Consider the following 25,112-nt stretch of genomic DNA (forward strand, 5'->3'; position numbering starts at 1 on the left):
GACGAAAAAACTGAAAGAAAGGCTTAGCACTGGGCTAGCGTTTCTTTCAGTTTTTGAACTATAATCACTGTTTAATTTGAAAAGCTTCCCCAGTGCTTGCCTACCCAGCGCTCAAACAAACCAATCAATCGATCCAATAGAAAGCCGCAAACACCGATGAAGACAATTCCAGCCAATACATAATCAAGATTTAATGTATTCCTTGCATCCACGATTAAATAACCAAGACCTGATTGGGCACCTACCATTTCACCTGCAACCAAGAAAATCCAGGCCGTACCAAGCGCAAGGTGAAGACCACTCACGACGGAAGGAAAAGCCGCTGGAAAAATAATCTTCATCATTAATTGCAGCTTCTTGATTTCTAGGTTTTCCGCGATTTTCAAATAAGAACGATCAATTTTCTTGACCCCCGCTACAGTCGTTAATAGTACAGGATAAAACGCTGCTATGAAAATGATCGCAATTGCTGGCATGTTTCCGATGCCAAACCATAGGACGATAAATGGGGACCAGGCTACCGGTGAAACCGGCCTCAGCACTTGTACGATGGGATCCACTATATTCCAGAGACGAGGAGATCTACCTAGGAACATTCCTAAAAGAACCGCTGGAATGACCGCCAATAAATAACCTGCAATAAACCTCCCGAGGCTCACTTTTAGGTGGACAAATAACGTTCCATTAACTATGAGAGCAACGATCGCTTTACCAACACTTAAAGGTGTAGGTAAGAGGGCTTCTTCATACCCCCCTATCCAAATGATCAATTGCCATAGTAGAACTAATACAACCATTCCGATAAAAAAATTCATTAGTTTTTTTAATAGTTCCATCATCATAATCACATCGCTTTATCAATATATGTATTGTCCACGAATTCTTCAAAAGATGGCGGGTTTTCAAATAAATCCATCTCGATCACTGAATTGCGGAGCTTATTGTATTCATCTTTTTCAATGCGTAATCCATCAAATGATATCCATTCAAGTGATAAGTCGAGTACTTCTTTCTCTACCTTCATATATTGATCAAATGAATTAAATAAATCTTTATCTTTATGTTCTGCCTGTTCACTGGTTTTTACGTATTGTGTCACCAGTGATTGGGTGGCGGTTTGGTTGGATTGAATAAAGTCATTCCTCAAAACAAGTACACAACAATACGAATTAGGCCATATTTCATCCGATTGGTGTAGCACTTTCCCTTTATCAAGTTGAACGGCCATCGCTCCAAACGGCTCGGCTACTGCATAACCCGAAATTCGATTTTCGGACAGTGCTGCCGGCATCTCAGCAGGAGGCATCTCGACAACGTCCACATCCTCATAGTTCAATCCTTCTTTTTTAAGCATTTTATTCAACAAAATATTCTGAGTCGAGTATTTATGAGGAATCGCAAATGTTTTACCTATTAAATCTTTTGTACTTTCAATCTCCTTCGATGAAATGATAACATTCCCATCTTTATGACCGAGTGCAACAGCTTTTAAATCAATACCTTTCACTTTCGCCTTCATAGCTAGCTCCACTAAAACAGAGGCACCTTCCACCCGACCCGTATTTAAGGCATCCATTAAATCGGGCCAGGAGCTGAACTTAACAAGCTCGATATTGTACTCTGCAAACTCCCCACCATACAGGTGGTTATCCATATAGAGAACACCAGCATGAGTAATGGGAAGATAGCCAATTTTAATAGTTGGTTTGCCTGCTGGTTGCTGTGTAGGCTGTGCACATGAAGTCGTAAACAGCAAAATGAAAGCCATTAGTATCGAAGCACCCCACCTTTTCTTGCTCAAAACCCCACTCCCTCTCAGATGTTATACTCCGGAACGAATTGATTACCACTCAACTTGAATTCTTCTAGAATCTTCTTTCGATAATAATGAAAATCCCCATGTGCCCGATCACGTGGTTTTACAAGCTTAATAGGAATATCTTTAAATATTCTCCCTGGGTGTGACTCCATGATCAATATTCTGTCCGACAAATAGACAGCTTCATCTATATCATGAGTAACAAGTAAAATCGTCGTCTTCTTCTTTTCTTGTATTCGAAGAAGTTCGTCTTGTAAATGATACCGGTTGAATGTGTCCAGTGCCGCGAAAGGCTCATCCATTAAAATGACATCAGGTGCAATGGAAAGTGCACGTGCAATCGCAACACGCTGTTGCATCCCGCCAGATAATTGATGTGGAAACTGATGCAGATGTGCTTCAAGCCCTACTAACTTCAATGCTTCCATCACCCGTTCGTTTTTTTCCTCATTAGATAGCTTTTCTCCAGTAAGACCAAGCTCGACATTTTTCAGAACCGAACGCCATGGAAGGAGATTGATTTGTTGAAACAGCATGACACACTTTTTAGTTGGGCGATTTATAGATTTACCATCTAGAATCACGCTTCCTTCATCCGGCTTTTCAAAGCCTCCAACCATATTGAGAAGTGTACTTTTTCCACATCCGCTTTTTCCGAGTAACGTGACGATTTCCCCTTTTTCCACATGGAAAGAGACTTGATCAAGAACATGAATTGTTTGTTTATCAGTTAAAAACGATTTATTTACATTGGTTACTTCAATGATTTGCTGTTGCAAGAGCTATCCTCCTAAAATATATAAATATTCCAATTAGTTTAGTTGGTTTTAAGTTATTTTATTATACTGCATTCAAAATTACAACCTTAATTTCTGTTTATTTTCAATAATCCGCATATTTAATAGGAATCAAAGTGATTCCCATTTAAATGTTCTACTACAAAATGCTTTTTCTTTGCAATCAAAAAAAAAGGATTCACCAATATCCTGGTGAACCCTTTTTTAGAGCGCTATATTATACGGTTTGAGCAAGAATCAATTTCTTATATGCTCCTTCGTGATGAATTAATTTTTCATGAGTTCCTTGTTCTTTTATTTGGCCGTTTTGGACGACGATTATCCGATCAGCATGCTTAATCGTCGCTAGCCTATGTGCAATGATAATGGTCGTTCGATTTATAGAAAGACGCTCCAATGCCTCTTGAACGGCCTTCTCTGTTTCGGTATCCAATGCCGAGGTGGCTTCATCAAGTATTAAAATGGGAGGATTTTTCAGGAAGATACGGGCTATTGAAACCCTTTGCTTTTGCCCACCTGACAATTTCACACCGCGCTCCCCGATTAGCGTATCCAACCCCTCAGGCAAATTATCAATCACACTCATTAATTGAGCATCCTCGATTGCCTTGTTCAATTGTTTGTCTGTAGCATTCGTGTTCCCATACATGATGTTCTCACGAATCGTTCCTTCAAAAAGGAATACATCTTGCTGTACGATTCCGATATGCTTTCGTAAAGAACTTAATGTGAAATCCCTGATATCCATGCCATCAATTTTTATGCTACCTGATTGAATATCATAGAAGCGAGGCAATAAACTGCTTATCGTGGTCTTTCCACCACCAGATGGTCCTACCATGGCAATCGTCTCCCCAGCTGGCACACTGAAGGTAATATCGTTTAGGATGTTTCTATTTGAGTCATACCCAAAAGAAACATTTTCAAATGTCACATCACCTTTAACCCCCTCGATGGTTACTGCCCCATCCCTGTCTTGGATGTCCGGCAGCATATCAACCAATTCGAGGTACCTCTTGAACCCTGCATACCCCTTTGGTAACGTTTCAATAATGGCGCTTATTTGTTGAATCGGCGCTACGAAAATATTGGATAACATAATAAAGGCTACAAATTCACCGTACGTCATTTTCCCGTGAATCACATACCACGCACCACAGCCCAATACTGTTAGGGCGACCAATTTCATCAGAAGGAAATTTATCGAGGTACTCCATGACATGATTTTATAGGCTAACAATTTTGTATGACGGAATTCTGAGTTTGAGCGGTTAAATAACTCTATTTCGTGAGATTCCTTGGTGAAAGACTGAACAACACGAATGCCACTAATATTATTTTCAATACGGGCATTGTAATTTGCAATGTCACCAAACATGGAATGGAACGCCTTAGTCATCTTACGGCTGAAGTATACCGACAAAACGATTAAAAAAGGAACAACGGCAAATACGATGACCGCTAGCTGCCAATTGATTTGAAACATGACGAAGAATGCACCAAAAATGGTCATGAATGCAATGAATAAATCTTCAGGACCATGATGGGCAACTTCTCCTATATCCATTAAATCACTCGTCATCCTAGAAACTAAATGACCCGTTTTATTATTATCAAAGAATGTGAAAGATTGTTTTTGAAGTTTTGAAAATAAATTTTTCCGAAGGTCCGTTTCGATATTAATTCCAAGTTTATGTCCGTAATATGTTACGACATAGTGCAACCCTGTACTCAACAAGTAGATACCAAGGAGCCCTACACAAGATAGGATGATGATCCTCCAGTTATTGCTCGGTAGTAATTCATCAATAACCTGGTTTACGGCCAAAGGGAATATCAATTCCAAAAGGGCGATGAAAACGGCACTTGAAAAGTCAATGATGAATAGTCCTTTATAGGGTTTATAATAAGCAAAAAAACGCTTGATGACCAAAAACATGCTATCACCTCATTTATTCCGAATTAAATCATACGTCATGCATAATGGTTTTCCTGTACGAGGATCCTCTACGATCTCCGCATCAATATTGAAAACTTCTTTCAATATTTCTTTTTTCATCACTTCTTCACTCAGCCCTTCTTTTACAAGGACACCATCTTTTAATGCAATCATGTTGTGTGAAAATCGCGAGGCATGGTTTAGATCGTGCAGTACCATTATAATCGTCCGATTTTGCTTTTCATTCAAATCTTTCAACAGCTCGAGTACCTCAAGTTGATGTGCCATATCCAAATATGTTGTCGGCTCATCCAAAAAGATGATTTCCGTTTCCTGAGCTAATGCCATCGCAATCCAGACACGTTGCCTCTGTCCACCGGAAAGAGAATCGACGGGGCGAAATTTGAATTCTGCCGTATTCGTGGCCTCCAGGGCCCAATCTATTATTTCATAATCTCTTAAAGATAATTTACCAAACCCTTTTTGGTATGGAAAACGCCCGTAAGAAACGAGCTCCTGGACAGTTAAACCAACAGGAGCATCTTGGGTTTGCGGCAGGATGGCCATTTTCCTTGCCAATTCTTTAGTATTTTCCTTTGCTATCGACTGACCATCTAGCAACACACTTCCTCTCATATGAGGAATGATTCTAGTGATAGCCTTAAGCAATGTAGATTTTCCGCATCCATTCGGCCCAATTATAGTAGTGATTTCGTTACTCTTGAATTGAAGATTCATATTATCGACGATGATGTGATCTTGGTAGCCTACATACAAATCTTTTGTTAATAAGTGGCCCATATCATGACCTTCTTTCAGTAGATATTCACTCACAAAAACAGGAAGAGCAATTACACACTTCCGCAAAAAATAAAGGCTATCCTCGCAAAAGTGATAGCCTTTATTACACTATACTATTTTACTAAACTTTTTAAAATATTATCAATGATTTGCCCGTTAGCAATGGCACCTGTATACAACCAGCTTTCATTAGGAGAGAACTCATGAACATTCCCAGCCTTGACAGCAGGTACGCTTTTCCATAACGTATCGCTTAAAGCTTTTGAACCAGCGGAATCATCACTATTGATCAAAAATAGGTGTTCAGCATCCAACTCAACTAGTTTCTCTAAAGAAATTTCACTCCAGTTCCCAGTTGCGTTAGCGGAGATTTCCTTCACAACATCCGGTTCTTTTAACCCTAAGTCACCGTACATGACAGCTCCACTTGAAAGGTTATCGCTGACAATGAAGAATTTCCCGCCAACTAACCAAACTGCAGCTACAGAAGGATTCCCCACTTTTTCCTCAAGGGTTCCCTTTGCTTCTTTTGCTTTTTTATCATAATCCGTCAAAACCTTTTTGGCTTCGTTCTCTTTGCCGAATACTTCCCCGACGCGTTTCAATTCATCTCGCCAGTCATTATTAACTTCGTTTCCGATTACATATGTAGGTGCAATTTTATTATATTGGTCATATTTACCGCCTTCAACCATGGTGGCAGAATCCATAATGATTAAATCCGGTTCCACTTTTTGTACGGATTCAAATGGAAGATCATATGGAATGGTTGGAACGTCCTCTAGTTCACTTTGTAGATATCCTTGAACTTCTGCTCCATCACTTACACTCCATTGAGCGGCTGGCTTGATACCAAGAGCCACCAAATTATCTTCAAGATATGAAGCGATGATACGTTTCGGATTAGCTGGAATGACCACTTCATTTCCCATGGCATCCGTCAGTGTTTTTGATTTAACTGCTTCTTTACTTGATGTTTCATCTGTTTGACTTGTCGAAACATCGTCTTTAGTTGCATCATCGTCACCACATGCAGCTAAAGATATTGCTAATAGGCCGGCGCCTAGTAATTGAATGATTTTTTTCTTACTCATGACATTATACATTTGAATCCCCCTAGAGATATGATAGACTATTATTTGTTTGGTAATGATAATTGTTATCAACTAATTTAATTATAGAAAGGTAATATTGTCAATCATTTTTTAGAGAGTAGTTGTTAATATGGATTCAAAACTAAAGGAACACACCACATTGCTTCATACGAATAAGAATCTCTTTGTGAGTATGGTTATCTTACTAGTAGGTTTGGGCGGTATGGTCATTTCCATTATCTTGTCCGTTAATTTTGGAGCTGCAGATTTAAATTATCGCGATGTGTTTAATGCCTTATTTGAATTTGATCAGAATAATTCATCTCATGTCATCATTAGAGAATTAAGATTTCCCCGGGCCATTGCTGCAGTATGCGTAGGAGCTGCCTTAGCCGTATCTGGAGCCATTATGCAGGGTATGACAAGAAATCCATTGGCCGATCCTTCCATTATGGGAGTAACCGCAGGATCTTCCTTTTTAATAGCGATTGCCCTCGCTTTTCTGCCTGGCATGACCTATATAGGTTTAATGATGTTTTCTTTTGCTGGTGCAGGATTGGGTGCTGCCATTGTCTTCGGAATCACATCGCTTTCCAGGGGTGGAAGTACTCCAGTCAAGTTGGCGTTGGCCGGTTCAGCCATTGCTTCCTTACTAAGTTCCCTTTCCACAGCGATTGGTATCAAATTTAACGTCTCAAAAGATATTAGCTTTTGGTTTGTAGGGAGCATCTCGAGCGTCCAACCACAGCACATTTCATTTGCTCTACCCTTTATTCTGGGAGGGCTTTTGTTGGCTTTATTCCTTTCACGTTCCATATCCATCCTTAGCCTGGGTGAGGAAGTGGCACGAGGGCTTGGGCAAAACATTCCCCTGATAAAGTTCATTGGTACGATTGTGGTGTTATTATTAACAGGTGCAGCAGTATCGATTGCCGGAATGATCGGCTTTATTGGATTGGTCATCCCGCATATTGTGCGATTTTTAGTAGGAAATGATTATCGTTTGATCATTCCTTGCTCTGCTGTTTTGGGCGGAACCTTATTGCTAATTTCGGATATCTTAGGACGCTTGGTTAACCCGCCGTTTGAAACACCTGTTGGAGCCATAACGGCCATCATAGGTGTCCCTTTCTTCCTATATTTAGCTCGTAAAGAAGGGAGCGGAATGTAATGTACAAAAAGGGGAATCACTTTAAGTCTTTGCTTATTACAAGCATCCTTTTAATCGTACTTGTTTTTTTCATCAGCATTAATGCAGGCTACATAAAAATTCCTTTAGGGGATGTTATCAAAACTCTATTGGGCGATGGCACCCCTCAGAACGAGTTAACCATTTTTGAATTTCGTTTGCCGCGTATAGTCATGGCAATACTTGTCGGAATGGGAATTGCCATTTCAGGGGCCATTTTACAAGGACTTTCCCAAAATCCCTTAGCAGACCCCGGGATTATCGGAATCAATTCAGGCGCAGGGTTTGCCGTTGTATTGTATATGTTCTTCTTTCGGGGAACTACTTTCTTAACGGGCTGGGCATCCATATTCATCATGCCTTTCACCGCTTTACTTGGTGCATTTCTTGCCGCTTTCTTAATCTATGTACTATCGTGGAAAAATGGAAGAGTGACACCTGTAAGGTTATTGTTGGTCGGTATCGGTATAAATGCAGCATTTGGGGCAGGCTTGGTCATTTTTCAGATGAAAATGGAGCCAAATGATTTCATGAAGACCATCGTTTGGCTGGCAGGGACCATTTGGGGGACGAACTGGACATTTGTTTGGGCTTTATTACCATGGTTGCTCATCCTGATTCCGATAACCTTCTATAAATCAAGAATACTTGATGTTATGGGATTAGGTGACCAAATTGCCATAGGGGTTGGTCTCCCTATCGAAAAAGAACGCAGACTATTATTGCTTATTTCAGTGGCCTTAGCAGGCGCGTGTGTATCCGTTGGTGGCGGTATTACTTTCTTAGGCTTGATTGCTCCACACATAGCCCGAAAATTAGTGGGACCAAGGCATACGAGATTACTGCCAATGACGGCAGCATTGGGCGGTCTTCTTCTGTTATCCGCTGATACGATAGGCAGAGTCATCCTGGCCCCTATGGAACTTCCAGTAGGTATCGTTGTCTCCATTTTGGGAGCACCTTATTTTATTTATTTACTAGTTAAAAGCATGTAACAATAACAGGATCATAACTCCATTAAATAGAAAAACGAACTTCTATGCCAGCAAGTTCGTCAGGCTGTCGAGAAAATCTCGACAGCTTTTCTTTTGTAGAAAAGAAAACCCTAGGCTAGGCCTAGGGTTCTAAAAAGCTTTCAGCATGGTATTAAAAAAACTCTCCCATGGTGCTAAAATATTTTTGGTTCGCCAACCAAAATATCAGCATCACGGAGGAGTTTTATGTCAAAAGACACTAATAGTTTAGCACACACTACCTGGAATTGTAAGTATCATATCGTATTTGCACCGAAGTACAGAAGACAAGTGATTTACGGAAGGATAAAAAAGGACATCGGTCAAATATTGCGCACGCTATGTGAAAGGAAAGGCGTGGAAATCATTGAAGCAACGGCATGTAAAGACCATGTACATATGCTCGTGAGCATTCCACCAAAAATAAGTGTATCTTCATTTGTGGGTTATTTAAAAGGGAAAAGTAGTTTGATGGTATTTGACCGTCATGCCAATTTGAAATACAGGTATGGAAACCGAAAGTTTTGGTGTACGGGATATTATGTAGATACAGTTGGACGAAACAAAAAGGTAATAGAAGAATACATACGGAACCAGATACAAGATGATATAGTCGCGGAACAATTAAGTATGATGGAATATATTGATCCATTCACAGGTGAAGAGATACAGAAAAAGAAAAGGAAGTGAGTGGAAGGCCTTTAAGGTCTGGCCAGTAAAAGTAGTACATTTGGCGAACCAATCAGGGGCCCTTTAGGGCCTGGTCAGTAATAAAGGCTTTCAGCCGCAGAGAAAACCACCCGTTATCACGGGTGGTCGTTATTTTCCCTAGTAAAATGATGAAGCCTGCTTTTTATGAACACCTTTAAAGGATACAGAGTTACCCGCATATTTTCTAACCGATCATACTATGTCCTCCGTTTACAGGAATAACCTGACCGGTTATCCAATCAGACCAATTGGACAACAAAAAGAGGGTAATTCCAATCACGTCATCCACCTTTCCTAATCGTCCCATCGGGTATTGCTTGATTAGCTTTTCTAACATGACGGTATCAAATGATTGACCTTGATCGATTAATCCTAGTGAAATGGTATTGCACTGAACATTGCTCTTGCCTACTTCTTGGGATAGGGATTTTAGAAAAGAGATAGTCCCACTTCTCGCTGCACCTGATATGATTAGGTTCTTATCACCAGTCCGGGCGGAGTCTCCCACTATATTAATGAATTTGCCCTGATTGTTATCCATCATATCCGGCATAAATGTATGTGCCAAATGAAGGACTCCATAAAAACAAACCTCCATTTCCTTTTTCCATTCACCCGGTTCATATTTAAAAAATGATTTAAATTGTGTCCATCCTGCATTATTAATGACACCATCAATGATTCCCAGTTCACGTTTAGTGACCACTTTCATTTCTTGGACTTCCTCTAACCTGGAAAGGTCAGCCTGTACAAGTACAAGTTTCACTCCACATTTTTTAATGTTTTCTGCTGTTTCTGCTGCCTCTTTCTGTGATTCATGGTAGTGGAGAGCAATATTGGCACCAGCTCTTGCCGCTGCTAAAGCAATTTCCTTACCTATCCCTTTGGCTGCACCCGTTATTAAAACATTTTTCCCCTTAAGGTTAAGATCCATAGCTCTATACCCCTATCCTTTGACTCCCTGATTTTCTTTGGTATTGCTTATGCAGCTGTGCCGCTATGATATTTTTTTGAATTTCAGAAGTCCCTTCATAAATCCTGGTAATACGTGCATCCCGATAAAAACGTTCGATTGGATATTCAGATATATAGCCAATCCCTCCATGTATTTGGAGAGCTTTGTCTGCCACCCGATTATACGTTTCCGACCCTAATAATTTAACCATGGCTGCTTCTTTAATAACGTTCCTTTTTTGATCTACCATCCACGCTACACGATAAGTCATTGAACGGAGAGCTTCCGTATCCAATGCCATCTCGGCCAAGTAATGTTGAATGACTTGCTGCTCAAAGATTGGCTTGTCGAATTGAATTCGCATATGAGCAAATTCAATCGACATCTCAAGTAACTTATCACACGAACCTAAGTTTCTTGCTGCCATTCCCGCACGTCCATTTGCTAAAATTTTCAATGCATTAACATACCCTTGCCCTACATCACCCAAAACATTTTCAACAGGCACCTCACAATCTTCGAAAAAAATCTCTGAAGAATGCGATCCATGAAGACCCATTTTCTTCTCGATTTTTCCTATGTGGAATCCAGGAAAATCTTTTTCGACAATAAAGGAAGTGATGCCCTTTGCCCCTTTTGATGGGTCCGTAACTGCCATGACTGTAAAAATGTCCGCAATAGGCGCATTGGTAATATAATGCTTGCTCCCATTCAAGATATACTTATCACCTCTTTTAATCGCGGTCGTTTTAAGATTGGTAGCATGCGATCCTGCGCTGGGTTCAGTTAAAGCAAAAGCCCCGATTCTTTCACCCGATGCCATATCGGGAAGATATTTTCGTTTCTGTGCATCATTTCCCATCTCTACTATTCCGACGCCACCGATCCCCGTATGTCCGCCAATGACAGTGGTATAGCCGTTATGCGTTCTCCCTAGCTCTTCCAGAATGGCACATTTTCCCACCATATCAATTCCCAGTCCACCATATGACTCAGGAATACTAAGACCAAATAGACCAATTTCTTTGGACTTCCGTAAAATGCTTTCTGGAATTTCATCACTTTCTTCAATTAACATAGCATGTGGCTCTACCTCATTATCAATAAACTCTCGGATACCCTGTTTTAACAAGGTGACCTCGTCTGAAAATTCAAAATCCAAAAAATCCACTCCCTTCATAAGTCATTCCCTATCTAGTTTCCTTCCATTCTATGAAACATGCATTCTTTACAGGTCATTCAACTCTACAAGGAAAACCCTTACTCATTGGGCTTGTTAAGCCATCGTTAATCCTCCATTGACAGATAGGGTTTGCCCTGTGACGTATCCCGCTTCATCCGAAACAAAATACGCAACAGCACCCGCAATATCCTCCGGTTGAGCCAAACGACGGAATGGTATCGCCTTTACCAAGGCCCCTGTGATCCCTTCATTGTACGAACCAATCTCTTGAAATAATGGAGTGTCCGCTGGTCCTGGGGCAATGCAATTGATGTTAAGCTTATAACGGGCCATTTCTCTTGCAATTGTCTTCGTGAAAGCAATGACACCACCCTTTGCTGCGGAATAGACCGCTTCCCCGCTAGAGCCGACCCTTGCAGCATCTGAAGCAATATTGACTACTTTCCCATAATTATTTTCTATCATAAGCGGTAAAATTTCCTTACACGTATGAATTTGGCCGAGTAAATTAATATCGATGAGTCTTTTCCACGTGCTTGGATCACTTTTTAAGAACGGTTCTACCTTGTCCCACCCTGCGTTATTGACCAATACATCAATCTTTTTATAATGGCCCACCGAATCTTCCACAGCTTTTTTTACACTATCCAAATTCGTTACATCACAATAAACGGATTTAGCTTCATGCCCCTCCCGCTCGATTAAAGTAACCGTTTCATCCGCATTCTGACTATTGATATCTGCCACAATCACTCTCATATTTCTTGAAGCCAGTTTTTTTGCGATTTCTCTACCTATGCCACTTCCGGCCCCCGTGATAAATGCGACTCGTTTAGTCATATCAATCCCTCCAATTTCTCATTATCTTTTAATCGATCATTTACCCTGGCCATAAATGTTGTCTCCAATCTTTTCATTTATCATTTCCCTCAGACGAAACTTCTGAATTTTCCCGCTTGGGGTACGTGGAAATTCCGTCAAAATTTCGAGCTGTTCTGGCCAATATTGTTTAGCTAAGCCTTTCTTCGAGAGAAATTCCTTCATTGAATCCATTGTAATGGGAACCTTCCCTGGTTTCATGCTGATACAAGCGCATGCTTTTTCCTGAAGGCGTGTATCAGGTACAGCAATAACCTGTACGGTTGAAACATCGGGATGTTCGTATAATACGTTTTCTACATATGCAACCGGAATATTTTCTCCGCCTCGAATGATGATGTCTTTATTTCTACCGGAAATTCGGATATATCCATCCTCGTCCATTACCGCCCGGTCCCCGGTAATGAACCAACCATTCTTATGTTCCGCTATGGTGTCTTCCATTCGTTTGAGATACCCGACAAACATCGCAGGGCCTCTTGCGAGTAAATCACCTTCTACATTAGGAGGACAACTTTCTCCTTTAAAATCGATTATCTTGAGTTCCATATGGGGAAAAGGGGCTCCATCCGTACTCGTTAACTTTTCTTCCGAATCATCAAGTCTTGTCAATGTCACTAAACCATTTTCCGTTTGTCCCCATCCCGACAATATTTTGAATGGGACTTTTTCTTTCGCTTCTCTCACAAGCTGTCTAGGAATTGGGGCACCTAAAGCTACAAAGGCTCGAAGAGATTGAATATGACCCCTTTCTATCCCTTCCAATTGAACGGTATCTTGCAGGAAGGGTGTTGCACCCGCAGTAAACGTTATCTTCTCCTTCTCGATCCACTCAATAAACTCATTCGGGTTCCAAATGTCTTGATAGACACCAGTACCTCCAAAATGGGTAGGTAACCGCACACCATACCCAAATCCCGTTTGATGGGCAAAGGTGGATGCCATGAAGAGCACGTCATCCGATGTTAAACGCAGATGGTCAATCCAATAATTTGTTGATACACAAAGCGTATTATGTGTATGCATGACCCCTTTTGGACTCCCGGTCGTTCCCGAGGTGAAGATGATTTCTGTAATATCGTTCGGATCATGCTTGATGGCATCTAGAATGGAAACATCCATCCGCTCTTCCCATGGTTCCTCAAGTAGGGAAGAGAACGCTTTCATTCCATTCGGTACTTCTTCACCGACCACAAAAACATGCTCTAATGAAGGCCACCGATGAGCTAGCCTCTCAATCATGTCAGGATAATAGTAGTCACGGAAACGATCCGGAACCACAATCATCTTAGATTCCGCCATCTCCACCATGAATCCAATTTCCCTATCACGATAAATGGGAATCAAGGGATTGCTTATCGCCCCTATCCGAGTGACGGCATAATGGAGAATAATGAATTCATTCCAATTTGGTAGTTGAAAAGAGATGACGTCTCCCTTTCCCATTCCTATATGAATGAGACCTAAAGCGACCCGATCGACCAGCTTTCCTAACTCCTTATACGTATAACGGCTTTTTTTATCAATGATTGCCGTCTTCTCCGGATTGTTCTCTATCACATCATGTAAATAATCCAGAATCGTTCGATTTGGCCAAATAGATTGGTATTTTTCCACATATTCCTGACTCAAAATCGTATCGAATTTCAATAGAGTTCATCCCCTTCATCATCTTCTGAATTGTTTAAAATCCACTGGCCTTTTTTCAAGAAAAGCATTTTTTCCTTCTTCTGATTCTGGTGTGTTATAAAACATCGCTAAACTACCCATCGATAACTGGGATATCCCTTGGATGTTTGCACTATCAGCATTAAAGGAATACTTAAGCATTTTCAATGCAGTCGGACTCTTCTCAAGAATCTTCATCGCCCATTCTTTTGCCGCATGTTGCAACTGATCTGCAGGGACGATTTTATTCACAAGTCCCATCTCTTTTGACTCCTGTGCGGAATATTGTTCACACAAATACCAAATTTCCCTCGCTTTCTTTTCACCGACTATCCGGGCAAGATACGCAGAACCAAATCCTGCATCATAACTCCCTACTTTTGGGCCACTTTGCCCGAATTTTGCCGTTTCTGATGCAATTGTCAAGTCACAGATGACGTGTAGGACATGGCCTCCTCCAATGGCATATCCATTCACTGCCGCGATGACAGGCTTTGGGATGTTTCGAATGGTTTGGTGCAGGGTTTCAATTTCTAATCCCATCCCACCTCCTAAGCCACCGGAATGATCATACCCTCCTTCTTCTCCTTTTTCTTTTTGATCACCACCGACACAAAACGCCTTTTCACCGGTCCCTGTCAAAATTACTGCACCAATTCTGTTATCATCCCATGCGTCACGGAAAGCCCAGATTAGTTCCTGGATCGTTCTTGCACGAAAAGCATTGTAGACTTTAGGACGGTTAATCGTAACTTTTGCTATGCCCTCCATTTTTTCATATAAAACATCAGTTAATTCCATCGTTTAATTCCTCCCTCACTTAATAGCTTTATCATGATTTTCCCTTGAATGACGTCAATACGCTGTTCATTCATACATCTCACTTTCATCGTTATCCAATGTCGCTGGATATCGACATCAATGATCTCTATTTCGGCAGTAATCGTGCTATCTATTTGTACCGGTTGAATGAACACCAGTTCTTTTTGAATGATGACACATGGTCCTTCAGGTAATTCCTTACTGATTGCCTCCGTAATGAGCCCCTCACTTAAAATTCCTGGGACCATCGAGGACCTTCCATCCCTTTTAGAAATATCAAGACCATACACATCATTGTAATCATGTGTCAGTGAGCTCCACCCTGTCACATCATCTTCTGTAAAGGTTTTTTGCACTCTGGCGATTTGACCGATAAAATAGCGATTTAAATGATCCATTCCTTCGTCCACTATCCTAATAAGACCGGAATTCTTTTCCGATAATGTCTTTTGCAATGACCATCATATTGGCTTGTGCAGTTCCATCACCAATCTCTAATCCAATCACATCCCGCATACGTTGTTCTAAGGGCATTTCCTTCGTATAAGCATAGTGCCCATTCAACAATAGGCACTCATGAATGGCTTCCACACTATATTTGGGGCCTAACCACTTTACGGAAGCCGATTCTTTACTATGTTTCAATCCTTGGTCACGAAGCCAAAGTCCACGATAAGCCTGCCATCTCACCAATTCCAATTGGGTAAAATGAGTCACGATGGGGAATGAAACCCCTTGATATGTCGCCAATGGTTTACCAAAAGATTGTCTTACTTTAACGTGTTCAATCGTCTCATCGAGACTTTGCGAAGCAGCCCCTACACATTGCAGCCCGATTAATAAACGACTTAGGTCAAACCCATTCATCACTTGGGAAAAACCTTTATTTTGAAGTCCAATCATATATTCCTCTGGAACTTCAACATCATTCAAATAAATGGAGCCCCTGCCAATTGGTATATTCCCCATGTCTTTGTACCCTTTGCATTCCACTCCAGGAAGATCGGATGGAACAATGAATGCACTTATTCCTCGATTCCCCAAATCAGGTTCTGTCTTGGCGAATAAAACGAAAGCATCTGCACAAGTCGCTACACTTATTCCCGACTTTTCACCATTAAGGACATATACATTTCCATTATGTACCGCAGTTGTTTTGATTCCCCCGGCATCTGTACCCGCTGAAGGCTCCGTAATGGCAATGCCAACAATCTTCTCCCCACTTGCAATCTTGGGTAACCATTCGTTTTTCAATTCTTCTCTAGCATGATTGGTTATAATTTCGCCAATCAATGCATTCAGCATGACTGCATAGGTTAGATTGAAATCCCCACGCCCTATCTCTTCAGCAGCAATCCCGGTGGTGACGCAGTCAGCTCCGCTACCCCCATACTTAATGGGGATGCGCAAACCATTTACCCCTAATTCACCAAGCTTCTTCCACAAATGCCTTGGCGTGACTTCTTCTCGGTCCCACTTAGTATAGTGTGGCAGCAATTCTTCTTTTGCGAATTCCTTCAACATTTTTCGAAAATACTCTTGTTCTTCCGTAAATGTAAAATCCATCATCTTATTCCTCCCTTTTTTCAGAATTGTAAGTCTGGTGAAAAACATCAACTGTTCAAAACGAATCTACATATCCCTCTTAAACGGAAGAGAGAATTCCCCCTTGTTGCTATTCTATATTGCAAGATGCGTGCCAAGATGGATTTGTGCTTTAGAGGCTTTTAAAAGAAAAGTATTTTATCAGTTTCACTACTTTTCGCAAACTTGCAAAACAGAAATGCGAAACACAAAGGGGCTGTCCCAAAAGGTGTAATTACACCGAAATTGAATAAATAGTAAAAGGCAGAAACGTTGATTTAACAACATTTCTGCCTCTTTGTTTTTGCGAAATTCACTGGAATAAGGACTTATTAGACAGCCCCTTTGTGTAAAAACCATTTAATAACCATGCTATTTCAGGTTATACTTCGATATTTTTCTGTATAAGCTCGCAATATGAATCTTAAGTTTTTGAGCGGCTAAAGAACGATCTCCGCCACACTCCTTTAATGTATGCCGGATAGCCAATGCTTCAGCATTTCTTACCACTTCATCCAAACTCCCAAAGTAAGCGTTTTCTTTTGAGCCGTCATATGAGTCTCGCACATTCATGTGAGGAGCCAGAAGTGAAGAATCCATTTTCAATGTCGCCCCCTCAGCAAAATTCATCCCGCGTTCGATAAATGCTTGATACTCACGGACATTCCCAGGCCAATTATAGGAAGTCAACCATTCTTGAAGCGTGGGATCTATCTCCCTTACATCACATCCTAAAATCTTATTGAAGTGATTGATAAAATAATAGCCTAATGGAAGAATATCTTCCTTTCGCTCTCTCAATGATGGAAGTTTCAATTCAAACACATACAAACGATAATATAAATCCTGACGAAACTTTCCTTCTTGTATGAGCGTTTTTAAATCCCTATTCGTTGCCGCAATAATGCGAACATCGATATTTTTACTCCCTGTTCCACCCAGTCTTTCTACTTCCCGTTCCTGCAAAACACGTAAAAGCTTTCCTTGGGCCTGGTAAGGAAGCTCTGATATTTCATCCAAGAAAAGCGTACCGTTCTGAGCTAATTCTATTTTCCCTGGCTTCCCCTCCTTTTTTGCTCCACTAAAGGCACCAGGTTCGTACCCAAAGACCTCAGATTCAAATAATTCGTCCGGAATGGCAGCACAATTTATGGGTATGAAAGGGTGGGCCTTTCTTGTACTCAAACCGTGTATTGCTTGAGCAAACAGTTCTTTTCCTGTTCCCGTTTCCCCAGTTATGAGTACAGTTGAATTGCTTATTGCAATTCTAGCCGCAAGTTCCTTAATCCGTTCGATTGCAGGACTATTTCCTATAATCCCTTCGAAATCATACTGATTTGTTTCAACACTGGATTTTTTCCTATTTTTGTATTTTTCCAATGCATTTGCATAAAATGACAAATCGGTATATTCTAACTCTTCTTGCCGTATGATGACGTGATAAACGTTATTTTGATCTTTTCTAGTAATCTTAATAAAACACGCATGTCCAAAAATGACACCAGAGAAGACTTTCCTCGGATCACGACTTTCTAAAGGACTTTTCAGAGAGGTTTGAATGATATTCATGATTGATTTACCTATTACCTCATCCTTCATTACACTAAAATGTTCTAAAAAATCTGGACTAGCACCAAGTACTTTCCCTTTTAGGTTCACTTCTATTGAGCCCCAACTTTTTAATTCATTTATCACTTTTTCCATATACATCACAAAACAACTTGATCATTTTTTAAGAGTAGAATCACAACTTGTCCTTTAATCACTTCGATTCCCGTTTGATTATAGCAAGTGACCTTTTGTGTAACCCAATTTCTATCGATATTAATATCAATTACTTCAAGTTCCGCCGTAATTAAATCACCAACGTGCACTGGATGATAAAAGATTAATTCCTTTTGTAATAAAACACAGGCACTACCCGGAAGTTTTTCACTAATCACTTGGGTGATTAACCCTTCCGTTAGGAGACCAGGAATGACTGGCTGGTCGTAATTGCTTTTCCACTCCTCTTTATTCAATTGATAAATCGGGCTATAGTCATTTGTTAATTCACTACATATCCTTACGTCTGAAATACTAAATGTACGTTGCAACCTTGCAATCTGCCCGATGAACATTTCAGAGATCGATAAGTTCATGCTTCCCCTTCTTCCTATTTGAACTTTCAAAATATTCAATTATATAACAATAACTATACATGGTTTTCAAAACAAAGGAAAGCCGAAATAGAATGCAAATTACAACGTTCCGAACAAATAATAAAGCAGCATCCTTAATGGATGCTACCTATCCAGGCACAGTAAGAAAGCGTTTACAAAAATGAGTTTATTTCTTTTTCGACCAGCGAAGAGAACCTACATCATTATGTGGATGGTATTCTAACAAAAGTTTGCTATGCATATTTTCTAATTCAGTTAAAGATAACTTCAACAGTTGCTCCATGCTTTCATCTTGATAAGCGATACACAGTTTATTAATTAACTTTTTTCGTCTTTCTTCCATACCCTTCCTTATCGTATCCCCCACACAACCCTCTCCTTTTTTATCACATATTTAAAATACCTACATGTATTTCCACGTCCATAATCTATTTATTTTCTTGGATTTGAATTTTAAGATACTCTTCTTCTAATTCACATAACCTTAATTCATATAGATGTATATTATTTTTTTTATAAATGCCTTTACTTATTAATTGATCAATTAGAAACTTTTTCTTTTCTAAAGTCTTTTCAAGCAATATCCCCAATATTTCTTTCCTCCTTTGATTCGTCCTTTGTTCCCATATGAATTTAATCATTCAAAGGCATAAAAATGCAAAAGGCTTTCCATTCAACCATTAATCCTCTTGAATGGGAAGCCTCCAGTAATCTGGTCAGCAGTCTTAATAATTGTAAGTAAATACTAAACTCATTAAACCCATTTGTCAAGTATGGATTACAGATTGATGCATGATCTTGTCCTAAGAAATTTCTATCTTTTCCACCTATATCGCTTAACGAACACCTGGAAGGATTCACTAAATCTTTAACGCCCACATATATTTAATTGAATATTAACTATGAAAGGTGGAGGTAATACTGAAAACCAGTATTGTTATTCTCACATATATCGAATTACCTTTAACCAAACAGTGCCTTACCAGCATTAAAAAACATACCGATGACAAAGATATAGAAATTATCGTCGTTGATAATGGCTCTTCAGATGGGACAGTCGACCATTTAAAAAGTATTCCCTCTTTAAAGACCATCTTCAATGAAAAGAACGCTGGGTTTGCAAAAGGCTGTAACCAAGGACTTAATATTGCAACGGGCGATACGGTTTTATTTTTAAATAATGATACAATCGTGACACAAAATTGGCTACAATCCATGCTCACCTTGCTTTATAGTGACGAAAATCCCCTACATAAATAACAGGCTAGGCTAGACCATATTCTATTTGGCAATTCGAGCTGAAAAATCGCTCACAACAAACCCTTCCGCTTGACCAGTCCCAAAACGATTAAAGGGTCTAACATGTACTAATGCTAGTTTGTTTTTCTTCGCTAATTGCAGCCCCACTTCACCAGCTTTCTATCCGAGAAGTCCTTACGGATTAGCAAAGCTATACAGTCATTGGATTTCATGGATTCAAATAGTATCGAAGAAATTTTAAATAAGGTGGATTTAGATGCAATCAGGAGTGGATTCGGATTGTTTTTCTTCTTGGATCAATCCAAACATCTCGCTTGTCGATGCTTGATAAACTTTACGGCAGGATTGGTAAACCATATCGCTTCCAATAAATTGACGACACCACCCCTGTTACATCTGCTGTAAGCATAGGTTATTCCCATTATTTTCCAATGAAACTCTATGCTGCTAAATTATACAATTCATCTGTCTTGGAAATTTCCATCGCCTTTATTAAATAAGCTAGGTCAGTCATATCTCCTTCAATTAATTCCACTTCGTCTTGAATTTCCAGAAATGCTAATCTCCAAATTGTACTTGTACTTCTCCGAGCCATTAGCCCATATACTTTGTTTAATAAAAAGCGAGCCAAATAAGCTCCATCCTGCCCAGTAATTATTGCACTTTTCATCTGCTTCTTCTACAAATCGTATGCTTTTTTAGTTTACATAAAAAAATCATTCGGCTTTAACGATAACAGTCAATAAAAATAAGCAGAAGGTAACCTTTATATATGAATTTATTACTGTTGAATATCTGGAGTTTAATTAAGGAGAGGGGAGACGTCCATACTAACCATTAACCTTCTGCTTTGAATGGAAGTAGGACTATAAAGAACCCGGATTATATCATTAAGAACAAATAACCCAGTTCCATTGATAATTGTCCAGACTTCGCTACGATGGAAGTGTCTCTGATAACTGATGTTTTTATTAGCTGTTATACCAATTCTCTTAGTTAGAACTTCATTGGCTTCATCAAATTTTGTATAATCCAATACATGGTACCAACCCCATCGACGCTCTTCATACATCGGACGCTCTTCAATTTGAAGAGAAATTTCCTTGACTCTTGGGCTGGCCTCTTTATCTGTAACAAGAATTCCATCAGGGCTAACCACCACAACAAGATCTGAAACACCCAAAACAGATACAGGTATATCCAATTCATTAATCACATGGACATTTCGACAATCCGGACCAATACTTCCTTTGCCAACTATCGGCGTTTTCATTTCCTCTGTAAGAGTATTCCAGGTTCCAAGATCTTTCCATTCACCGTTATAAGGGACAACAATAATATTATTTGATTTTTCAACCACTTCATAATCAAAAGCTATTTTTCGGTAACCGATTAAACTGGTTAAATACTTCAGCATAGCTAAGTGGAAGTCCCTGCGTTTTAATATAATTTAATAAAAATCCCAGCTTAAAGGCAAAAATCCCACCATTCCATAATGCTCCCTCTTTTATCAATTGCTTAGCTTTGTCATGATTTGGCTTTTCTGTGAAATAACTCACTCTTTGAAAAGCTTCTTCATGTTTTGTATTTTGTGAGGCAATAGGAACTATATAACCATACTTTTCTGATGGGTAAGTAGGTGCAATACCTACTAAAGCTAAATCAGCCATTGATTGTTGCAAAACCTTCTCTAAAGTAATCATATGCTCGAAAAACTCATCTCCTGCAAAAGGATCGACGGGCATAACTCCAACCACTTCCTCAGGGTCTACACTTTCTACTGAATATAAATATAGAGAGGCTAAAACAATAGCCGGATAAGTATCTCTTCGACTTGGTTCCATAATCAGAGGTACATCATTACCTAATTGGCTAATTATCATATCAACCTGAGATTTATTTGTGGAGATAATCGTACGATCAGCTAGATTGACGTTTTCCAGTTGGTTCCACACACGTTGAATCATAGATACTTTTGAATTTGTTTTTTGCTCAGATGGCAATAGTCTTAAAAATTGTTTAGAACGGGAACTATTCGACAAAGGCCAGAGGCGCTTTCCCGAACCTCCAGATAATAAAATAAGGCGCAAATCTTTCACTCCTATAGACATTTAGTGTAAAACGTTTCACATTGATATGACAATTTACCTCTTCTGATATAGAAAGAGCAAATTTGAATTTCTCTGAATTATGTATAATATACTTCTCCTGCTTATATTTTATATATTGTCATTCATTTTTCACATTCATAGCTATTTTCCAATACTATCTAGCCTAAATACAAAAAGGAAGATCGCCCACTAAGGGATATCATCCTAACATTAGAAGCTTATTAACAAGGTCTTTCTCTAATTTGAATGAGGCGATGAGCTGACCAAACAATACTATTATCATCTCGGCCTAAATCAATTCCTAAAGTTACCCCATCAGATTCATAAAATAATCCGACGAAATCTCCAGCATTTAATAAGACGTCACCTGCTAATGTCACTGTTCCATTGCCAAGAATCGCTATTAATATCTAATACCAAGGCAACGTTTACATGGTGTTAAACCACTTATCAAATCAGTTACGAATGGAATTTATTACATTTCATTTTATAACGTTCAAAAAAATACTTCATCATAAGAAGAAAAAGTAAAGAAATGATCTACCTTTATTTGAAGGAAATTTATTTTTTAAGTTTAAATGCTTTTAAAATGGATATTATAATGATGTAAGATAATAATGCAGGTTTTACCATGCTAGGAGGTACTTAAATGGAACGTGGAAAAGTAAAATGGTTTAATAGTGACAAAGGATTTGGATTTATCGAGCGTGAAAATGGAGACGACGTATTCGTTCATTTCTCAGCTATTCAAGGGGAAGGGTATAAATCTCTTGAAGAAGGCCAGGAAGTTGAATTTGAAGTAGAATCAGGTCAACGTGGGCCTCAAGCAACAAACGTAAACAAACTTTAATTAAACTAATAAACAGGCCCTGAAAATCAGGGCCTGTTTTTATGCTCTAAATCAATAAAATCCACTTATGTAGCAATTAAAAAACAAAAAAATCTCTGGAGACTAACTAACTCCAGAGATTTGAAAATAAAGGGAACCCCTTATTTTACGGCTTCTTTTAATTCTTTACCCGCTTTGAATGCAGGAACTTTGCTAGCTGCAATTTGTATTTCTTCACCTGTTTGCGGATTTCTACCAGTACGTGCTGCACGATCGCGTACTTCAAATGTACCAAATCCAACTAATTGAATTTTTTCTTCTTTGGCTAGCGTAGTCGTGATTGTCTCAAACAATGCATCCACTACTTTTTTAGCGTCGTCTTTTGTTAATTCTGCTTGTGCTGCTACAGTTGTGACTAATTCTGTTTTATTCATATTAAAACACCTCATCCTTTTAATTCTATAAAGTATGTAGAAAACACACCATACCATATTAACTAAAGGTCTGTCACTTAATATGGCCGAAAAAAGGAAATTTAATCCTTATCTTATGCATTTTGATGGTAGAAATCAATTTGAAGCAAAATACCGGCAAGTCATCCTAATTTATGTAATAATAGATACATGACAAAAAAGTATAAGAACTTGAGGGATTTTCATTGGAAAGTATGGAACTACTACATACAAAAATAGAAATTTTGAGGAAGGAATTAATCTATACAGCTTTTAACCATGGATTCACCGCTCCAAAAACTTTACATATAAGCCAAGAACTTGATAAGCTGCATAACTTACTTTTACATAACCTTTACATAACCAAGAACCAATAAGCTATCAGTAAAATAAAACGTTTTATATCTATGTATAGGCAACAGGGCTCTTTCCATTACAAAATTACATACTCTAGACTCTCTTCTGCTAGAGTATGTAACCATCTATATTTCCAGGTGTCATCTTTAATTTTCGATTTGCAGCCATTGATAGATTGTATCCATATCAATATCTTCTTCCAAAAGGGCAGCCAAGAGGTCATACGCTTCCTCTCGTCGCTCTGAATCACTTTGCACATTATCCTTTACTTCATCCAACCCTTTTTCCCGACGAATTTGATTGAATAAAGACCTAGTAAACAGACGATTATGAAAGATGCCATGAAGATAGGTGCCCATGATTTTACCATCACTGGAAATAGCCCCGTCTCCTCTTCCATCCTCTAACAAAAGGAAAGGAGTTACACTTGAAGATTCTAATGAGGTTCTCCCTAAGTGTATTTTAAAGGCTTGTCCCATATACAACTCATTTCAATATGTGTGTGGTATCTAAATAACAGTGAACATCCTTGATTTGAATTTTACTACATAGGCAAAAACAAAACCCTAACTGCAAGAGTTAAGGTTGAATTAACTAGATATGAATGATGAATGTAGTAATGATCTACACTCCCATTTATCTTATTGAAACAGAAAACACTACCGGTTTAAACCGGATTGTCACATAGATAATTTTTTTCTGTCAACTATATCATATAACAACTTTTCAGCAATTCAATAGGCTAGAATTGGTATGGACCGATTTCTATCAAAATATGCCGTATATTGTTTTACATAATAAAAGTTCTCAACAAATCCGTTCTATGAGGTTGGAGGAATTGTTTTTAGGAGAATTCACATCCGATGATACCTCAAACGCTTCCATTTGTTCGGCGTCAAAAGACTTTAGGAATTGTTGGAGATAGTTCGTATTCTGAATGGTCGGGTCAAGCCAAACCTTTTCATCTTCAGGATTAAGAATGACCGGCATACGATCATGAATGCTTGTCATCAATTCATTTGACGTCGTGGTGATAACTGAACAAGAATAAACCGTACCTTCCTTTGATTTCCATGATTCCCATAGACCTGCCATTCCAAATGGAGCATTATTCTTAAGTTTAATCCGCATTGGTATTTTACGTTCAGGATCCTTCTTCCACTCATAAAAGGAGTCGGCAAGAATCAAGCACCGTTTCTTTTTATAAGCATTCCTGAAACTGACTTTCTCGGCAATTGTCTCGGACCTGGCATTTATCATCTTGTAGCCAACTTTTTCATCCTTAGCCCAGAACGGAATTAATCCCCATCGGAGATATCCTAACCGGTTCTTATTACCATCATTAATGACAGATAGAACGGAATGCGTCGGAGCTACATTATAGCTTGCCTGGTACTCTTCATTAAAAGCAGACTGTATATCAAAGCGATCAATGATTTCTTCAATGCCCGTAAAAAGGGTAAACCGTCCACACATACTATCACCTA

General features: G+C 39.2%; 27 protein-coding genes and 2 pseudogenes. 7 read left to right on the forward strand and 22 right to left on the reverse strand.

Features of this window, described 5'->3' with window-relative positions:
* Positions 1–71: 71 nt before the first annotated feature.
* The 6 genes from ACIQXU_RS11950 to ACIQXU_RS11975 all read right to left on the reverse strand — a co-directional run bounded on the left by ACIQXU_RS11950 (position 72) and on the right by ACIQXU_RS11975 (position 6,462).
* A complete protein-coding gene (locus ACIQXU_RS11950; protein ID WP_402989806.1) occupies positions 72–836 on the reverse strand; it encodes an ABC transporter permease in 765 nt (254 codons plus the stop codon).
* 8 nt (positions 837–844) lie between these two features.
* Positions 845–1,801: an ABC transporter substrate-binding protein gene (locus ACIQXU_RS11955; RefSeq protein WP_402989515.1), complete on the reverse strand. Its 957-nt coding sequence runs from the start codon at positions 1,799–1,801 to the stop codon at positions 845–847.
* Between the two features lie 14 nt (positions 1,802–1,815).
* Positions 1,816–2,598 carry an ABC transporter ATP-binding protein gene (locus ACIQXU_RS11960; RefSeq protein ID WP_402872623.1) on the reverse strand — a complete coding sequence of 261 codons (783 nt, stop codon included), beginning with the start codon at positions 2,596–2,598 and terminating at the stop codon, positions 1,816–1,818.
* A 235-nt stretch (positions 2,599–2,833) separates the two neighbouring features.
* Complete coding sequence (locus ACIQXU_RS11965; protein WP_402872621.1) at positions 2,834–4,555, reverse strand: ABC transporter ATP-binding protein; 1,722 nt, start codon at positions 4,553–4,555, stop codon at positions 2,834–2,836.
* Positions 4,556–4,564: 9 nt separating this feature from the next.
* Positions 4,565–5,356 carry an ABC transporter ATP-binding protein gene (locus tag ACIQXU_RS11970; protein ID WP_402873187.1) on the reverse strand — a complete coding sequence of 264 codons (792 nt, stop codon included), beginning with the start codon at positions 5,354–5,356 and terminating at the stop codon, positions 4,565–4,567.
* Positions 5,357–5,469: 113 nt separating this feature from the next.
* On the reverse strand, positions 5,470–6,462 hold the full coding sequence (locus ACIQXU_RS11975) for an ABC transporter substrate-binding protein (protein ID WP_402959140.1): 993 nt from the start codon (positions 6,460–6,462) through the stop codon (positions 5,470–5,472).
* A gap of 118 nt (positions 6,463–6,580) precedes the next feature.
* Here ACIQXU_RS11975 and ACIQXU_RS11980 point away from each other — a divergent pair, with 118 nt between their 5' ends.
* From ACIQXU_RS11980 to tnpA, 3 genes are all read left to right on the forward strand, one after another.
* Positions 6,581–7,621 carry a FecCD family ABC transporter permease gene (locus ACIQXU_RS11980; protein WP_402872618.1) on the forward strand — a complete coding sequence of 347 codons (1,041 nt, stop codon included), beginning with the start codon at positions 6,581–6,583 and terminating at the stop codon, positions 7,619–7,621.
* The gene (locus tag ACIQXU_RS11985) at positions 7,621–8,634 is read left to right on the forward strand and encodes a FecCD family ABC transporter permease (protein WP_402872616.1); all 1,014 of its coding nucleotides are present in this window, start codon (positions 7,621–7,623) and stop codon (positions 8,632–8,634) included. The genes ACIQXU_RS11980 and ACIQXU_RS11985 overlap by 1 nt, the downstream gene beginning before the upstream one ends.
* A 225-nt stretch (positions 8,635–8,859) precedes the next feature.
* Positions 8,860–9,342, forward strand: a complete 483-nt coding sequence (tnpA, locus tag ACIQXU_RS11990; protein ID WP_402872613.1) for an IS200/IS605 family transposase — start codon at positions 8,860–8,862, stop codon at positions 9,340–9,342.
* Between the two features lie 205 nt (positions 9,343–9,547).
* Here the strand turns inward: tnpA and ACIQXU_RS11995 are convergent, their stop codons facing one another.
* From ACIQXU_RS11995 to fbpA, 11 genes are all read right to left on the reverse strand, one after another.
* Positions 9,548–10,297 (reverse strand): SDR family NAD(P)-dependent oxidoreductase, encoded by a 750-nt coding sequence (locus tag ACIQXU_RS11995; RefSeq protein ID WP_402989518.1) that lies wholly within the window; start codon positions 10,295–10,297, stop codon positions 9,548–9,550.
* Positions 10,298–10,301: 4 nt separating this feature from the next.
* Positions 10,302–11,480, reverse strand: a complete 1,179-nt coding sequence (locus ACIQXU_RS12000) for an acyl-CoA dehydrogenase family protein (RefSeq protein ID WP_402989521.1) — start codon at positions 11,478–11,480, stop codon at positions 10,302–10,304.
* 114 nt (positions 11,481–11,594) lie between these two features.
* The gene (locus ACIQXU_RS12005) at positions 11,595–12,341 is read right to left on the reverse strand and encodes an SDR family NAD(P)-dependent oxidoreductase (protein ID WP_402989524.1); all 747 of its coding nucleotides are present in this window, start codon (positions 12,339–12,341) and stop codon (positions 11,595–11,597) included.
* A 36-nt stretch (positions 12,342–12,377) separates the two neighbouring features.
* Complete coding sequence (locus tag ACIQXU_RS12010) at positions 12,378–14,030, reverse strand: AMP-binding protein (protein ID WP_402989527.1); 1,653 nt, start codon at positions 14,028–14,030, stop codon at positions 12,378–12,380.
* An 18-nt stretch (positions 14,031–14,048) separates the two neighbouring features.
* Positions 14,049–14,849, reverse strand: coding sequence for a 1,4-dihydroxy-2-naphthoyl-CoA synthase (menB, locus tag ACIQXU_RS12015; protein WP_402989529.1), 801 nt, complete (start codon positions 14,847–14,849; stop codon positions 14,049–14,051).
* The gene (locus ACIQXU_RS12020; protein WP_402989531.1) at positions 14,840–15,268 is read right to left on the reverse strand and encodes a hotdog family protein; all 429 of its coding nucleotides are present in this window, start codon (positions 15,266–15,268) and stop codon (positions 14,840–14,842) included. Before ACIQXU_RS12020 ends, menB begins: the two co-directional genes overlap by 10 nt.
* Positions 15,269–15,284: 16 nt before the next feature.
* On the reverse strand, positions 15,285–16,439 hold the full coding sequence (locus tag ACIQXU_RS12025) for an acyl-CoA dehydrogenase family protein (RefSeq protein WP_402989534.1): 1,155 nt from the start codon (positions 16,437–16,439) through the stop codon (positions 15,285–15,287).
* Positions 16,440–16,826: 387 nt separating this feature from the next.
* A complete protein-coding gene (locus tag ACIQXU_RS12030) occupies positions 16,827–18,164 on the reverse strand; it encodes a sigma-54 interaction domain-containing protein (protein WP_402989537.1) in 1,338 nt (445 codons plus the stop codon).
* Positions 18,164–18,595, reverse strand: coding sequence for a hotdog family protein (locus ACIQXU_RS12035; RefSeq protein WP_402989540.1), 432 nt, complete (start codon positions 18,593–18,595; stop codon positions 18,164–18,166). The genes ACIQXU_RS12030 and ACIQXU_RS12035 overlap by 1 nt, the downstream gene beginning before the upstream one ends.
* A 187-nt stretch (positions 18,596–18,782) precedes the next feature.
* Positions 18,783–18,983: a Fur-regulated basic protein FbpA gene (locus ACIQXU_RS12040; RefSeq protein ID WP_402989542.1), complete on the reverse strand. Its 201-nt coding sequence runs from the start codon at positions 18,981–18,983 to the stop codon at positions 18,783–18,785.
* Between the two features lie 61 nt (positions 18,984–19,044).
* Positions 19,045–19,206, reverse strand: coding sequence for a Fur-regulated basic protein FbpA (gene fbpA / locus ACIQXU_RS12045; RefSeq protein WP_402872581.1), 162 nt, complete (start codon positions 19,204–19,206; stop codon positions 19,045–19,047).
* Between the two features lie 331 nt (positions 19,207–19,537).
* On the opposite strand from fbpA, the pseudogene ACIQXU_RS12050 reads away from it, so the two are divergent.
* Both ACIQXU_RS12050 and ACIQXU_RS20950 read left to right on the forward strand, forming a co-directional pair.
* Positions 19,538–19,858, forward strand: a pseudogene (locus ACIQXU_RS12050) (glycosyltransferase family 2 protein); the annotation flags it as partial.
* 228 nt (positions 19,859–20,086) lie between these two features.
* Positions 20,087–20,281 carry a hypothetical protein gene (locus tag ACIQXU_RS20950; RefSeq protein ID WP_483878351.1) on the forward strand — a complete coding sequence of 65 codons (195 nt, stop codon included), beginning with the start codon at positions 20,087–20,089 and terminating at the stop codon, positions 20,279–20,281.
* 34 nt (positions 20,282–20,315) lie between these two features.
* On the opposite strand, the gene ACIQXU_RS12060 is transcribed toward ACIQXU_RS20950, so the two are convergent.
* Both ACIQXU_RS12060 and ACIQXU_RS12065 read right to left on the reverse strand, forming a co-directional pair.
* Positions 20,316–20,546, reverse strand: coding sequence for a GDP-mannose 4,6-dehydratase (locus ACIQXU_RS12060; RefSeq protein WP_402872577.1), 231 nt, complete (start codon positions 20,544–20,546; stop codon positions 20,316–20,318).
* Between the two features lie 201 nt (positions 20,547–20,747).
* Positions 20,748–21,966 (reverse strand): annotated as a pseudogene (locus ACIQXU_RS12065) (sugar phosphate nucleotidyltransferase); the annotation flags it as partial.
* Positions 21,967–22,636: 670 nt separating this feature from the next.
* Here ACIQXU_RS12065 and ACIQXU_RS12070 point away from each other — a divergent pair.
* Positions 22,637–22,837, forward strand: coding sequence for a cold-shock protein (locus ACIQXU_RS12070; protein WP_402872572.1), 201 nt, complete (start codon positions 22,637–22,639; stop codon positions 22,835–22,837).
* Between the two features lie 140 nt (positions 22,838–22,977).
* Here the strand turns inward: ACIQXU_RS12070 and ACIQXU_RS12075 are convergent, their stop codons facing one another.
* A complete protein-coding gene (locus tag ACIQXU_RS12075; protein ID WP_402872569.1) occupies positions 22,978–23,250 on the reverse strand; it encodes an HU family DNA-binding protein in 273 nt (90 codons plus the stop codon).
* Positions 23,251–23,483: 233 nt separating this feature from the next.
* On the opposite strand from ACIQXU_RS12075, the gene ACIQXU_RS12080 reads away from it, so the two are divergent.
* Entirely contained in the window at positions 23,484–23,645 is a 162-nt protein-coding gene (locus tag ACIQXU_RS12080; RefSeq protein WP_402989809.1) for a Spo0E family sporulation regulatory protein-aspartic acid phosphatase, read from the forward strand.
* A 126-nt stretch (positions 23,646–23,771) separates the two neighbouring features.
* Here the strand turns inward: ACIQXU_RS12080 and ACIQXU_RS12085 are convergent, their stop codons facing one another.
* Both ACIQXU_RS12085 and ACIQXU_RS12090 read right to left on the reverse strand, forming a co-directional pair.
* Complete coding sequence (locus ACIQXU_RS12085; protein WP_402989545.1) at positions 23,772–24,104, reverse strand: hypothetical protein; 333 nt, start codon at positions 24,102–24,104, stop codon at positions 23,772–23,774.
* Positions 24,105–24,432: 328 nt separating this feature from the next.
* Positions 24,433–25,101 (reverse strand): SOS response-associated peptidase, encoded by a 669-nt coding sequence (locus tag ACIQXU_RS12090; RefSeq protein ID WP_402989547.1) that lies wholly within the window; start codon positions 25,099–25,101, stop codon positions 24,433–24,435.
* Positions 25,102–25,112 lie beyond the last annotated feature (11 nt).

Origin of the sequence: Peribacillus sp. NPDC097284 (genome assembly GCF_044761765.1) — a bacterium.
GTDB lineage: Bacteria > Bacillota > Bacilli > Bacillales > DSM-1321 > Peribacillus.